General features: G+C 65.7%; 10 protein-coding genes. 5 read left to right on the top strand and 5 right to left on the bottom strand.

The window, feature by feature from the left end:
- Positions 1-107 precede the first annotated feature (107 nt).
- Positions 108-2390 (bottom strand): fused MFS/spermidine synthase, encoded by a 2283-nt coding sequence (locus AC24YW_RS18910; protein WP_487484123.1) that lies wholly within the window; start codon positions 2388-2390, stop codon positions 108-110.
- A 219-nt stretch (positions 2391-2609) separates the two neighbouring features.
- Here AC24YW_RS18910 and AC24YW_RS18905 point away from each other — a divergent pair, with 219 nt between their 5' ends.
- On the top strand, positions 2610-4220 hold the full coding sequence (locus AC24YW_RS18905; protein WP_487484122.1) for a phytoene desaturase family protein: 1611 nt from the start codon (positions 2610-2612) through the stop codon (positions 4218-4220).
- A gap of 249 nt (positions 4221-4469) precedes the next feature.
- Here AC24YW_RS18905 and AC24YW_RS18900 read toward each other — a convergent pair whose 3' ends face one another.
- Complete coding sequence (locus AC24YW_RS18900) at positions 4470-4625, bottom strand: Flp family type IVb pilin (protein WP_487484233.1); 156 nt, start codon at positions 4623-4625, stop codon at positions 4470-4472.
- 162 nt (positions 4626-4787) lie between these two features.
- Here AC24YW_RS18900 and AC24YW_RS18895 point away from each other — a divergent pair, with 162 nt between their 5' ends.
- A complete protein-coding gene (locus tag AC24YW_RS18895) occupies positions 4788-5675 on the top strand; it encodes a 50S ribosomal protein L11 methyltransferase (protein WP_487484121.1) in 888 nt (295 codons plus the stop codon).
- 37 nt (positions 5676-5712) lie between these two features.
- Here AC24YW_RS18895 and AC24YW_RS18890 read toward each other — a convergent pair whose 3' ends face one another.
- Entirely contained in the window at positions 5713-5892 is a 180-nt protein-coding gene (locus AC24YW_RS18890) for a hypothetical protein (RefSeq protein ID WP_487484120.1), read from the bottom strand.
- Between the two features lie 186 nt (positions 5893-6078).
- On the opposite strand from AC24YW_RS18890, the gene AC24YW_RS18885 reads away from it, so the two are divergent.
- Both AC24YW_RS18885 and AC24YW_RS18880 read left to right on the top strand, forming a co-directional pair.
- Positions 6079-7908 (top strand): M24 family metallopeptidase, encoded by a 1830-nt coding sequence (locus AC24YW_RS18885; RefSeq protein ID WP_487484119.1) that lies wholly within the window; start codon positions 6079-6081, stop codon positions 7906-7908.
- Positions 7909-8220: 312 nt separating this feature from the next.
- Positions 8221-9495: a multidrug effflux MFS transporter gene (locus AC24YW_RS18880; RefSeq protein ID WP_487484118.1), complete on the top strand. Its 1275-nt coding sequence runs from the start codon at positions 8221-8223 to the stop codon at positions 9493-9495.
- Positions 9496-9588: 93 nt separating this feature from the next.
- Here AC24YW_RS18880 and ppdK read toward each other — a convergent pair whose 3' ends face one another.
- Positions 9589-12504 carry a pyruvate, phosphate dikinase gene (gene ppdK, locus AC24YW_RS18875; RefSeq protein WP_487484117.1) on the bottom strand — a complete coding sequence of 972 codons (2916 nt, stop codon included), beginning with the start codon at positions 12502-12504 and terminating at the stop codon, positions 9589-9591.
- A gap of 98 nt (positions 12505-12602) precedes the next feature.
- Positions 12603-12758 (bottom strand): DUF3096 domain-containing protein, encoded by a 156-nt coding sequence (locus AC24YW_RS18870; RefSeq protein ID WP_008562090.1) that lies wholly within the window; start codon positions 12756-12758, stop codon positions 12603-12605.
- 238 nt (positions 12759-12996) lie between these two features.
- Here AC24YW_RS18870 and AC24YW_RS18865 point away from each other — a divergent pair, with 238 nt between their 5' ends.
- Positions 12997-13350 carry a DUF1236 domain-containing protein gene (locus AC24YW_RS18865; RefSeq protein WP_487484116.1) on the top strand — a complete coding sequence of 118 codons (354 nt, stop codon included), beginning with the start codon at positions 12997-12999 and terminating at the stop codon, positions 13348-13350.
- Positions 13351-13509: the final 159 nt, after the last annotated feature.

The raw sequence follows: 13509 nt of genomic DNA, 5'->3' as shown, positions 1-13509 counted from the left end.
ATGACGCGACGCAGAGCCGGGACCCAGAATTGTGGGCCCCGGCTCTGCAGCGCACCGCTGAAGAGCGCTGCGCTGCGTCCGGGGCACGAGACTCTTCGTAACGTCCCCTACTCGCCGTCCTTCCAACGCCGATACAGCGCACCCAGGATGTTGGAATAGTCGTCGGTCCAGACCCGCGCCCTGTCGTCGGCTTCGGTCTGCTCCCATTGCTTGGAGGATGCGAGCTTGCCGATGTCGGCCTCCTCGCGCGCGGAGATGACGACGTCGGTCGAGAAGATGTAGTCGGAATCGCGACCCGAATCCTCGTTGAAGACCCAGCTCTTGAGATCGTTGGCGTCGGCAATGCCGACGACCACGGTTTCGAGATCGAGATGCCGGTTGGAGACGTGCATCACCACGGCACCGTGCGGCGCGAGCTTGTCCTTGTAGATCTTCATCGCCTCTTCGGTCGCAAGGTGGATCGGGATCGCATCGGACGAATAGGCATCGACGATGATGAGATCGTAGGCGCCGTCGCGCTCCTTGGCGAAGGTGAGACGCGCATCGCCGATGACGGGCTTCATGTCCGGCATGCAGCTCGAGATGTAGCGGAAATTCCTGGGGTCGCGCGCCGCATCGACCATGGACTGGTCGATCTCGAAGAAGGTCCAGTCCTCCCCCGGCTCGGCGGCGCAGGCGAGCGTGCCGGAGCCGACGCCGATCGCGGCGACCTTCAGCGGCGCGCCCTTGCGCTCGCGGATCGCGCTGACGGCCTGACCGATGCCCCCGTCCTTGTGATAATAGGTGATCGGCTCGGGCCGGCCGGTCACAGGCGTGCCGTCATTGTTGCGGAAACGCTCGGCGCCATGGATGGTGGTGCCGTGCATCAGCACATGAAAATAGCCGCCGGGCGTCACCACGATCTTGTGCACGCCGAAGAAGCTGCGCACGGTGGTGACGCGGCCGTCGTCCGCGGGATAGGCGCGGATCAACACCAGCGCGAGCGCGACGGTGGCGAAGATCTTCCAGCGGTCGGCGTTGAGGACCAGCGCGAGCAGCGCGGCCAGAGCGCCGACGCTGCCTGCGACCCAGACGCGATGATCCTCGAACCAGGTCGTGAGGTCGCCTGTCGTATAGGCGGGAGCCACGAGCGCCACCGCCAGCGCGGCGAGCGCCAGCCAGTACCATCGGGCGATGCCCGCAAAGCGTTCGTTCGCGGATGGACGGCACAGCGCGGCGAGCGCGATCAGGATCGGATATTCGGCGATCCACGAGAAGGTATAGGGCGCAACCAGCCCTGCGAACAAGCCGCCGACCATGCCGCCGAACGACAGCGCGACATAGAAGCCGGTAAGGTATTTGGCAGCAGGCCGCGTCCGGGCCAGCTCGCCGTGGCAGGCCATGGCGATGACAAAGAAGCAGAGTTGATGCCCGCCGAGCGTCAGCAGCAGGTTCTGCTCGCCACCATAGGCCAGCAGAAGCACCACACCGGCAATCGCCACCGGCTGGAGCATCAGCATCCACTTGTGCGGCAGCAGCGGTCGCGACTGGAACACGACGACCCATGTCAGCAGATACAGTGACAGCGGCAGCACCCAGAGCAGCGGCGCCGCGGCGACATCGGTGGAGATGTGCGCGGTCACCGCAATGAGCAGACCGGACGGTACGGCCGCGAGGAAGATCCAGCGCAGCCGCGTCAAGAGACTGGGCGCCGGCGTGTCCACGTCCTCGGCCCTCGCATCCATCGCCACTACCAGCTTCGGCGAACGCAAAAGCAGCACGCCGCAAGCACCGATCAGCAGGATCAGGAGAGCGTAACCCGCGGTCCAGAACCGGTTCTGCATCTGCAGCGTGAACATCGGCTCCAGCAGGAACGGATAGGACAGCAGCGCGAGGAAGCTGCCGATGTTGGAGGAGGCATAGAGGAAATAGGGATCATGGCCGGCCGGATGGCCGGTGCGGACGAACCAGGCCTGCAGCAGCGGATTGTTGGCGGCGAGCGCGAAGAACGGCAACCCGATCGAGACCGCGAACAGGCCGAGCAGCCAGAAAGCGTAGCCCGAAGCCGGCGGCTCGCCATAGGCGGAGGCGATGCCGAGCGGCAGCGTGGCGAAGGCGGCGAGCAGCAGCACCAGATGCACCGCGACGGGGACGATCCGGTTCCGCGCCTGCATCAGCAGATGCGCATAGGCATAGCCGGCCAGCAGCAGCGACTGGAAGAACACCATGGCCACCGACCACACCGCCGGCGAGCCGCCGAGCCGCGGCAGCACCATCTTGGTGAACAGCGGCTGCACCGAGAACAGCAGCAGAGCGCTGACGAAGATCGCAGCAGTGTAGACCGTCAGCAGCAGCCGGTTACGCGACGACGACGGCTGCTCCGTGGCGGCGGGTTGCACGATCGAATCCATGGAAGCTCCGGCTCAAACCCCGGCGGGCGCCGGACCGCGCGCAATGGAGCACAAGGCGCCTGCACGGGCAATAAAGTGTGGCGTGATGTTGCAGCAGGCGATGCTTGATATAAGAGGGTCGTTCCGGGGCGATGCAAAGCATCGAGCCCGGAACCTCGAGATTCCGGGTTCTCGCTTCGCGAGCCCCGGAATGACAGCAGACCGGGCCTTGAATCCTTCATGACCGATACCGACGTCATCATCATCGGCGCGGGCCACAACGGCCTCACCTGCGCGGCCTATCTCGCGATGGCGGGCCTGCGCGTGCGCGTGGTCGAACGGCGCGAGGTGGTCGGCGGTGCCGCGGTGACGGAGGAGTTTCACCCCGGCTTTCGCAATTCTGTCGCCGCCTACACCGTAAGCCTGCTCAATCCGCAGGTGATCCGTGACCTCAGGCTCGCCGAGCAAGGTCTGCGCATCGTCGAGCGGCGTGCGCAGAATTTTCTGCCCGCGCCGGATGGCAGCTATCTCCTCACCGGCGAGGGACGGACGAAAGCCTCGGTGGCGCGGCTCAGCGCGCATGATGCCGAAGCCCTCGACGGCTTCGCGCGCGAGCTGGAAGACATCGCCGACGTGCTCAGGCGGTTCGTGCTGCGCGCGCCTCCGAACCTGCTCGACGGTTTTGGCACCAACGCGATCCGGGAGGCCGTGAACGCTTTGCAGAGCGCCAACATTCTGCGTGGCCTGACGCTGGAACAGAGCCGCAGCCTGCTTGATCTGTTCACCCGCTCGGCCGGCGAGATACTGGATGAACGTTTCGAGCACGATCTGGTCAAGGCGCTGTTCGGCTTCGACGCCATCGTCGGCAATTATGCCAGCCCCTACGCCGCCGGCTCGGCCTATGTGATGCTGCATCACGCGTTCGGGGAGGTGAACGGCAAGAAGGGCGTGTGGGGCCACGCCATCGGCGGCATGGGCGCGATCACGCAGGCGATGGCGCGCGCGGCACGCGACCGCGGCGTCGTGATCGACACGGAAGCAGGCGTGCGCAAGATCATCGTCGAGCGCGATCGCGCCGTCGGCGTCGTGCTGGAGAACGGCTCTTCCATCCGCGCGAAATATGTCGCGGCCAATGTCAATCCGAAGCTGCTCTACACGCGCCTGATCGCAGCCGATGCTGTGCCTGCGGACTTCCTCGCCCGCATACGGCATTGGAAGAACGGCTCCGGCACCTTCCGCATGAACGTGGCGCTCGACCGCCTGCCCTCCTTCACGGCGCTCTCAGGCGAGGGCGATCACCTCACCTCCGGCATCATCCTGGCGCCGAGTCTCGGCTATATGGACCGCGCCTGGGGCGACGCGCGCGCGCAGGGCTGGAGCCGCGAGCCCGTGGTGGAAATGCTGATCCCCTCGACGCTCGACGACACCCTGGCCCCGGCCGGCAAGCATGTCGCGAGCCTGTTCTGCCAGCATGTCGCCCCGGAGCTTTCCGGTGGCAGGTCCTGGGACGACCATCGCGACGAGGTCGCCGATCTCATGATCGCGACGGTGGATAAGTACGCCCCGGGCTTCGCGGCGAGCGTGCTCGGCCGCCAGATCCTGTCTCCACTCGATCTCGAGCGGCAATTCGGGCTGCTCGGCGGCGACATCTTCCACGGCGCGCTGACATTGAACCAGCTGTTCTCGGCGCGGCCGATGCTGGGCCACGCCGATTATCGCGGGCCGCTGAGAGGCCTCTACCACTGCGGCTCGGGCGCCCATCCCGGCGGCGGCGTCACCGGCGCGCCCGGCCACAACGCCGCGCAGGCGATCCTGCGCGACCATCGCTCGTTGTTCGGAAGCCGTGGATAAGGCTGTGGATTGGCTGTGGACAGGCTGTCGAAAGGCCTGTGAGGATGCCTGCGAGACGGGGAGGAGCGGTCCTGGGGAAAGCCGGTGGAAAATCGGCGGGGCGATTGCGGGAAAAGTGGTGGATAAGGTCCGGACAAGCGGGCGGATAAGCTGTGAAGTCGGGCGACAAAAACGACTTCGCCCGCCAAGGAAAGCCCCAGCCCCAGCGGGCGATGATCACAAACAGCTTTTGAAGAAAGCCGGCGGAAATTACTTCAAGGAGGTGCTAATCGAACTGAACTTCTCGTTCATGGTGGTGCCCAGGCCGTTCACCACGGTGATGATCGCCAGGGCGATACCCGCGGCGATTAGGCCATATTCGATCGCGGTTGCACCGGCCTCATCCGACCAGAACTTCTGAATCATGCGCTTCAAGTTTCACCTCCGTTCAATTCCAAGCTGTGTTGATTTGCTTGTACATCCGCAAATGTACGTGGCACACGCTACAGGTGCGTTAATGGGGGAAGCTCAACTTATCCGGAAACGGCACCTCAAAAGTTCCAAAAATTGAACCCGACGGAACCCTAAATGGAGCTCTCTCCCACCCATCGCGCCAGCTTTTCGATCGGCAGCGAAGCCGACGCCAAGCGCGTCGTCGACGTGCTCACCGAGGTGTTTTTCGACGGCGATGCGGCGGTCGCCGCGTTCGAACGGCCCGATGGACGGTGGGACGTCACGTTGCATTTCGCCGATCCGCCAGATCAGGCATGGCTGCGCGAACTCATTGTTAGTTCAGCAGGAAATGAGATCGCCGCAACGCTCGTCTTCGACACCGTCGAAGCCAAGGACTGGGTCAAGGCCAGCCTTGAAGATCTCGTCCCGGTCCCGGCCGGCCGCTTCGTCGTGCACGGCAGCCACGATCGCGACCGTGTGGCGCCGAACAAGCTCGCCATCGAGATCGAGGCGGCGCTTGCCTTCGGCACCGGTCACCATGGCACGACGCGCGGCTGTTTACTTCTGCTTGACCATGTCTTGAAGAGTTCCCGCCCGGGGAACCTGCTCGATCTCGGCACCGGTACGGGCGTGCTGGCGATCGCGGCGGCGAAGGCGCTGCATCGCGCGGTGCTGGCTTCCGACATCGATCCGCCATCGGTACGGGTGGCGGCCGAGAACGCCAGGCTGAACGAGGTCGGCCACCATGTGCGGGTGATCCGCGCCACCGGCTTTGCCGCGCCGGATTTTGCGCGCGCAGGCCCGTTCGACCTGGTGCTCGCCAATATCCTCGCCAATCCGTTGCGGCAATTGGCCGGCCCGATGCTGCGGCACCTTGCTCCCGGCGCCCGCGTCATCCTCTCCGGCCTCCTGACGCACCAGGCGCCCGCCGTGATCGCAGCCTACCGCGCGCGCGGCCTCGTGCCGGTGAAGCATCTGCGCATCGAGGGGTGGAGCAGCCTGTTGCTGAGGAAGGTGGGGTAAAGCGCGTCCGCGGCGCGGTGCGCTCCCTCGCCGCGCGCTACTCCGCCGGCCTCTCGTCGCGGCGTGACGTGCGTTGCCGCTGCAAGGCGCGTTTGGCGCGGCGCTCGGCGAAGCGGTCGATCAGCTGGCTGATGAGGCCGCGCGGCTTCTTCGGTGCCGTCGCTGTCGGGGTACGGCGCGCCGGCGGCGAAATCTTCTCAAAGGTGAACGCTGGCATCGTGTGTCCCCTCGCCGTTGAGATGAACCACCCGCTCGAATTTCCCTGTTATCCGGACGAAGCGCAACTGCCGCATCCTTTACTCCACTCAATTCGAATGGAACTATTCAAGCACAGTCCATGCCAGATGCGACGCAAATGCGTCTACATTGCGGATCGATCCCCATGATCCTAAAGTGATCCACCATGTTCGAAGCGCACTTCCAGACATTCGAGGAGCCGGAGGCCGGCGTCGCCTTGGCGGCGCGACTGGCCGCACTTCGCGAAGAGCTTGCCCGTCGCAAGCTGACCGGCTTCGTCGTGCCACGTGCCGATCAGCAGCAGAACGAATATGTGCCGCCATCGGAAGAGCGGCTCGCCTGGCTGACCGGCTTTACCGGCTCGGCGGGCCTGGCAATGGTTCTGCCGCACGAGGCTGCACTGTTCGTCGACGGCCGCTACACGCTGCAAGCGGCCAAGCAGGCCGACGCCAAGGCGTGGGCGGTGGAATCGCTGATCGACCCGCCGCCGGAGAGCTGGGTGGCGGCGCATCTGAAAGCCGGCGACCGCCTCGGATTTGATCCGTGGCTGCACACTTTTTCGGCAGCCGAACGGCTGGCCGCAGCCTGTGCCAAGGCCGGGGCCGAGCTGGTCGCCGTCGACAGCAATCCGATCGACGCGATCTGGCAGGACCGGCCGCAGCCACCGCTCGCCCCCGTCGCGGTGCACAGCCTCCAGCATGCCGGTGTCCCTGAAGCGGAGAAGCTGACGCAGATCAGGGCCGAGATCGCCAAGCTCGGCGCCGACGCCTTGGTGCTGTCGGACAGCCACGCCGTGGCCTGGACCTTCAACATCCGCGGCGCCGACGTCGCCCATACGCCGCTGCCGCTATCCTACGCGCTGGTGCCGAAGGACGGCCGCCCCACCATCTTCATCGACCATCGCAAGCTCTCCAACCTCACACGCGACCATCTCGAGCAGTCCGCCGACGTGCGCGAACCGGAGGCAATGGCGCCGACGCTGATGGCGCTGGCCAAGAGCGGTGGATCGATCGCGCTCGACAACGCAACAGCGGCCGACGCACTCAGCCGGCTGATCACCGGCGCCGGCGGCAAGCCGGTGCGCGGCAGCGATCCGGTCGCACTGCTCAAGGCGGTCAAAAACGCGACCGAGATCAAGGGCACCAAGACGGCTCATTTGCGCGACGCCGTGGCGCTGGCACGCTTCCTCGCATGGATCGATCGCGAGGCGCCAAGCGGCAAGCTCACCGAGATCGACGCGGTCGAGGCGCTGGAAACCTTCCGCCGCGACACCGGCGCGCTCAAGGACGTCTCGTTCCCGACCATCTCCGGCACCGGCCCGAACGGCGCCATCGTGCATTACCGCGTCACCCGCAAGAGCAACCGGCGGATCGCGCCCGGCGATCTCCTGCTGATCGATTCCGGCGCGCAATATGAAGACGGCACCACCGACGTCACGCGCACCATGGCGGTCGGCGAGCCGACGGATGAGATGCGCGACCGTTTCACCCGGGTGCTGCGCGGCCACATCGCGATCGCGCGCGCCGTGTTTCCGGACGGCACCACGGGCGCGCAACTCGACACGCTGGCGCGGCAATATCTCTGGGCCGCCGGGCTCGATTTCGAGCACGGCACCGGCCACGGCGTCGGCAGCTATCTCTCGGTGCACGAAGGACCGGCGCGTATTTCGAAGCTCGGCACCACGCCGCTGAAGCGCGGCATGATCCTGTCCAACGAGCCCGGCTATTACAAGACCGATGGCTTCGGCATCCGCATCGAGAATCTCGAGCTGGTCGTCGCCGCCGACATCAAGGGTGCCGAGAAGCCGATGAACGCGTTCGAGACGCTGACCTTCGCGCCGATCGACCGCCGCCTGATCGATGTCGCAATGCTGAGCGGCGACGAGCTCGATTGGCTGAACGCGTATCACGCGCGCGTCCGGGACCAGGTGAGGCCGGCGCTGGACGAGGCGACGAAGACCTGGCTCGATCAGGCGACGGCGGAGCTGAAGGCGTAGGCTCGTCGCTGCGCATAGCGCCACGCGGTTTGCGCAAGGCTCTTTCCTCATTAGAGCTGTCATGCCCCGCGAAGACGGGGGCATCCAGTACGCTGCACCATCTCGGCTCAATCACTCCCGGTCCGGGATACTGGATTCCCCGCCTTCGCGGGGAATGACACCTACTTTGTGACAAGAGCAACGCGCCCAATCGGTCGCCCTCGTGCCCTCATCATAACCGTCCCGAAACCCGAATAGCCGCATTCCGAATCGCCGATATCGGTCTTGCGTGAGCGCGCTACAGTCGATTCGAATTCGAACGATGGACCAGATATGCACGGCATGATCAGCAAGCCGCCGGACATGGCCGGCAACCTCGCGACGTCTCGTCTGGTGCTGTTGCTGCTGGTCGTGATGACCGGGGTCGCCCCGATCTCGCTCTACATCCTGGTTCCCGCACTGCCGGTGCTGGCGACGGATTTCGGCAGCGACATCTCGATCGCGCAGATGACGGTGTCGCTCTACATGGTCGGCATCGCGCTGTCGCAGCTGATCATGGGTCCGCTGTCGGACCGGTTCGGCCGGCGTCCGGTGCTGCTTGGAGGACTTGCACTGATGGTGGCGGCCAGCGTCGCCTGCATCTTCGCGCAGACCCTGCCGCAGCTGATCGCCGCACGGTTCTTCCAGGCGCTCGGCGGGGCATCCGGCATGGTGATCAGCCGGGCCATCATCCGCGACATCTACGAGCGCGACCGCGTCGCCTCGATGATCAGCCTCGTGGTCGCGGCGCTGATGATCGGGCAGATGGTCTCGCCACTCACCGGCGGTCTGATCGAAACCGCGTTCGGCTGGCGCGCGATCTTCTACGCCATCACCATCGCCGCCGTCGTCGTTGCCGTCGGGATCGCCTTGGCGCTGCCCGAGACGCGCCGGAGCCGCGCCGCCGGCAGCGGCTTCCGCGGCGATCTCGGCATGCTGATCCGCAATCGCGCCTTCGTCGGCTATGTGATGTGCCAGGTGCTCGCGTCCCAGATCATCTTCACCTTCGCCGGCGGCGGTCCCTACATCGTGGTGACGCAGATGGGCCGCAGCAGCGCCGAATACGGCGCCTGGTTCGCGACGACGGGTTTTGCGTTTCTGGTCGGCAACCTGCTCTGCGTGCGCTTTGCGCCGCGCTACTCGCTGGAGAAGCTGATCTGGTTCGGGCTCGCCCTGCAGCTCTGCGGCAGTTTTGCGAACCTGCTCTGGAGCTTCGCCGGCTGGAACCAGGCGCCCGCCTGGCTGTTCGGCACCCATATGATCGTGATGGCCGGCAATGCCTTCGTGATGGCGAATTCCGCCGCAGGCGCCATCAGCATCCGTCCCGAAGCCGCCGGCACCGCCTCGGGCGCGATGGGCTTCCTGCAGCAGGGCATTGGCGCGCTGATGTCGCAGTTCGGCGCCTATCTCGGCGGCCACTCGGCAACCACGCTGCCGCTGACCTCCGCGGTTCTCGCGATCTCGATCCTTTGCGCCTGCGTGATGATGTTCGTCGTGCCCCGCCGCGAGGCGGTCGCGAGCGAGGCGCTGATCGGGCAGGCCGAAGAGGACGAGACGGGGATGATGTGAGGGGCGCTGCGCGTTCCAATCCGCCTTTGCAAAGCTGAAACGAAAGAGGCGGGGCTGGGCCCCGCCTCTTTCAACTCAAGTCTGCGCTTTGGCCTACGCCTGGCTCGCGACCGCCTTGCCGAGCGCGGCCTGCGCCGCCGCAAGCCGTGCGATCGGCACGCGGTAGGGCGAGCAGGAGACGTAGTCGAGACCGATATGGTGGCAGAAGGCGACGGAGGCGGGATCGCCGCCGTGCTCGCCGCAGATTCCGACCTTGAGCGACGTGCGGGTCTTGCGGCCGCGGGCGACGCCGATCTTGACCAGCTCGCCGACGCCTTCCTGATCGAGCGAGATGAAGGGATCGACCGTGAGGATGCCCTTCGCAACGTAGGGACCGAGGAAGCTCGCCGCGTCGTCGCGGCTGATGCCGTAGGTCGTCTGCGTCAGGTCGTTGGTGCCGAACGAGAAGAACTCGGCCGACTGCGCGATCTCGCCCGCGAGCAGGCAGGCGCGCGGCAGCTCGATCATGGTGCCGACCTGATAGGCCAGCTTGGTGTTGGTCTCGCGCATCACCGCCTGAGCGGTGGCATCGATCCGTGCCTTGACCAGGTCGAGCTCGGCCTTGGTCGCGATCAGCGGCACCATCACCTCGAGGCCGACAGCCTTGCCCGTGCGCTTCTGCGCCTCGACCGCCGCCTCGAAGATCGCGCGGGCCTGCATCTCGGCGATCTCGGGGTATGCGATCGCGATGCGGCAACCGCGGAAGCCGAGCATCGGGTTGAACTCCGAGAGCTCGCGGGCACGGTCGGCGAGGCGCCGCGGGTCGGTGTTCATGGCGCGCGCCACTTCCTCGACCTCGGCATGGGTGTGCGGCAGGAACTCGTGCAGCGGCGGGTCGAGCAGGCGGATCGTGACGGGCAGGCCCTTCATGATCTCGAACAGCTCGACGAAGTCGGCGCGCTGCATCGGCAGCAGCTTGGCCAGCGCGGCGCGGCGCGACTGTTCGTCCTCGGACAGGATCATCTCGCGCACCGTGCGGATGCGCGTCTCCTCGAAGAACATGTGCTCGGTGCGGCAGAGGCCAATGCCTTCCGCGCCGAACTTGATGGCGGTGCGCGCGTCATCGGGCGTGTCGCCATTGACGCGGACGCCGATCTTGCGGACTTGGTCGGCCCAGTTCATCAGCGTGCCGAACTCGCCGGAGAGCTCCGGCTCGATCATCGGCATGCGGCCAGCGAGCACCTGGCCGAGCGAGCCGTCGATGGTGATGACGTCGCCGGTCTTGAATGTGCGCGAACCAATGCTCATGGTGCCGCGGCCGTAATCGACGCGGATGGTGCCGCAGCCGGAGACGCAGGGCTTGCCCATGCCGCGCGCGACCACCGCCGCGTGCGAGGTCATGCCGCCGCGGGTGGTCAAAATGCCTTCGGCGGCGTGCATGCCGTGGATGTCTTCCGGACTGGTCTCGATGCGGACCAGAATGACCTTGCGCCCGTCGCCCTGAAGCTTGGCCGCCTCGTCCGAGGAGAACACGATCTCGCCGGAGGCCGCGCCCGGCGACGCCGGCAGGCCGGTCGCGATCACGTCGCGCTTGGCGTTGGGATCGATGGTCGGATGCAGCAGCTGATCGAGCGAGGCCGGATCGATCCGCGTCACCGCTTCCTTCTTCGAGATCAGGCCCTCATTGGCAAGCTCGACCGCGATGCGCAGCGCCGCCTTGGCGGTGCGCTTGCCGCCGCGGGTCTGGAGCATCCAGAGCTTGCCCTGCTCGACCGTGAACTCCATGTCCTGCATGTCGCGGTAGTGCTTCTCGAGCAGCGTGTAGATCCGCGTCAGTTCCTTGAAGGCTTCCGGCATCGCCGCTTCCATCGACGCCTTGTCGGAGCCGGACTCCTTGCGCGCCTCCTCGGTGATGTCCTGCGGCGTGCGGATGCCCGCGACCACGTCCTCGCCTTGCGCGTTGATCAGGAACTCGCCGTAGAGCTTGCTCTCGCCGGTCGAGGGGTTGCGGGTGAAGGCAACGCCGGTGGCCGATGTCTCGCCCATGTTGCCGAACACCATGGCCTGCACGTTGACCGCGGTGCCCCAGGATTCCGGAATGTCGTGCAGCTTGCGATAGGTCACCGCGCGCGCGTTCATCCAGGATGAGAACACCGCGCCGATCGCGCCCCAGAGCTGGTCGTGCGGGTCCTGCGGGAATTCCTTGCCGGTCTCGCGTGCCACCGCGTCCTTGTACTTGCCGACCAGTTCGACCCAATCCTCGGCCGACAGATCGGTGTCGAGCGTGTAGCCCTGGCTGTCCTTGAAGGTGTCGAGGATCTCCTCGAAATGATGATGCTCGAAGCCGAGCACCACGTCGGAATACATCGTGATGAAGCGGCGATAGCTGTCATAGGCGAAGCGGCGGTCGCCCGACAGCTCGGCCAGCGCTTCCACGGTCTGGTCGTTGAGGCCGAGATTGAGCACGGTGTCCATCATGCCCGGCATCGAGGCGCGCGCGCCGGAGCGCACCGAGACGAGCAGCGGGTTCCTGGTGTCGCCGAACACCTTGCCGGTCAACTTGCCGACATAGTCGAGCGCCTTCTCAACCTGGGGCTTCAGCTCCTTCGGATAGGTCTTGTCGTGCTCGTAGAAATAGGTGCAGACCGAGGTCGGGATGGTGAAGCCCGGAGGCACCGGCAGGCCGAGATTGGCCATCTCGGCGAGGTTGGCGCCCTTGCCGCCGAGCAGGTCGCGCATTTCCGTCCGGCCCTCGGCCTTGCCGTCACCGAACGTGTACACCCATTTGCCGGCCTTGGCCGCTGCCGGCGCCGCCTTGGCGGGCGCAGCCTTCTTCGGCGCGGGCTTCGCCGCGACCTTCGGCGGAGCCGCCTTGGTCATTGCCTTTGCCGCCGGCTTTGCAGTGGGTTTGGCGACCGGCTTCGGCGCGCTCTTGGCCAGCGCCTTGCGGGCCGCCGGCGCGGCCTTCGACTTGGCGGAGGGCTTTGATTTCGCTGCAGTTTTAGAAGGCTTCGAGGCGGCTTTGGCCATAGCTTGCACACAACCTGCGAGAGGAATGGGAAATCGCGGGCCTTACACCATTTTGGGCGGGCCCGCGCAAGACGGACAGTTCCGAAAAGTGAAACCGCCTAGAAGCGGAGCCACTTCAGGAGCCCGAGCCCGATCGCGCCGTTGACGATGAGGAAGATCGCGACGATGAGGTTGAGGAGCCGCGGCATGATCAGGATGAGCACGCCCGCAATCAACGACAGGATCGGCGAAATGTGGGCGACGGTGATGTGCATGAACTATCTTTCTGTGAGGTGAGGCCTGTGAGGTGAGGCGAATCGCGCGCGGGATCATAACCGCCCGGGTTCCGGGAGTAGAGATGCGCAGGAGCTGATCCGAGTTCCCACCTCACGAAAACTGCCCGAAATTGCCGCTGTTACGGCAGGCCTTTTGCCGGAACATTGGCTCGAGGCACGCATTGGCAACCGGTCGCGCCGCTGGCGCGTCCGCAGAATCACGTCGAAGGAGTTGTCCATGCGGAACAGGATTTTTGCTCTCGCAGCGCTCGCGACCGCGATCGGCGCGCCCCTTGCGGCGCAGGCGCAAAGCACTGTCACGATCGGGCGCGCGCCCGCTGTGGTCGACGGCGCGCCGACGATTGCCGTCGAACAGCGGCCCGCCTTCCGCGAATATGTCGTCGAACAACGTGTGCCGGCCTTCCGCATTCCAGATCGCGTCGTGGTCGGCGCCACCTTACCCGAAGTCGGCGTCACCTATTATGACGTGCCGCAGCGTTTCGGCGCCACGACCTATCGCTACACCGTCGTGAACGGCGAAACCGTGCTGGTCGAGCCGCGCTCGCGTCGCATCGTCGAAGTGCTGGACTAAGAACGCTGCTGCTCCATTCGATGTCCGGCGCGTCAAATCAGGCTGGCGCGAGCAGTGTTAATCGGACATCAGGCCCCGCCCGGTCCTCCCCCCGCCGGGCGGGGCTTTTTTGTCTCGTGTCCCGGACAAGGCGCAACGCCTAAGCGTTGCGAGGCAGAG

The sequence above is a fragment of the Bradyrhizobium sp. USDA3516 genome, assembly GCF_057651995.1.
Note: the sequence above shows the minus strand (reverse complement) of the source record. Positions and strands in the feature narration are given on the sequence as shown.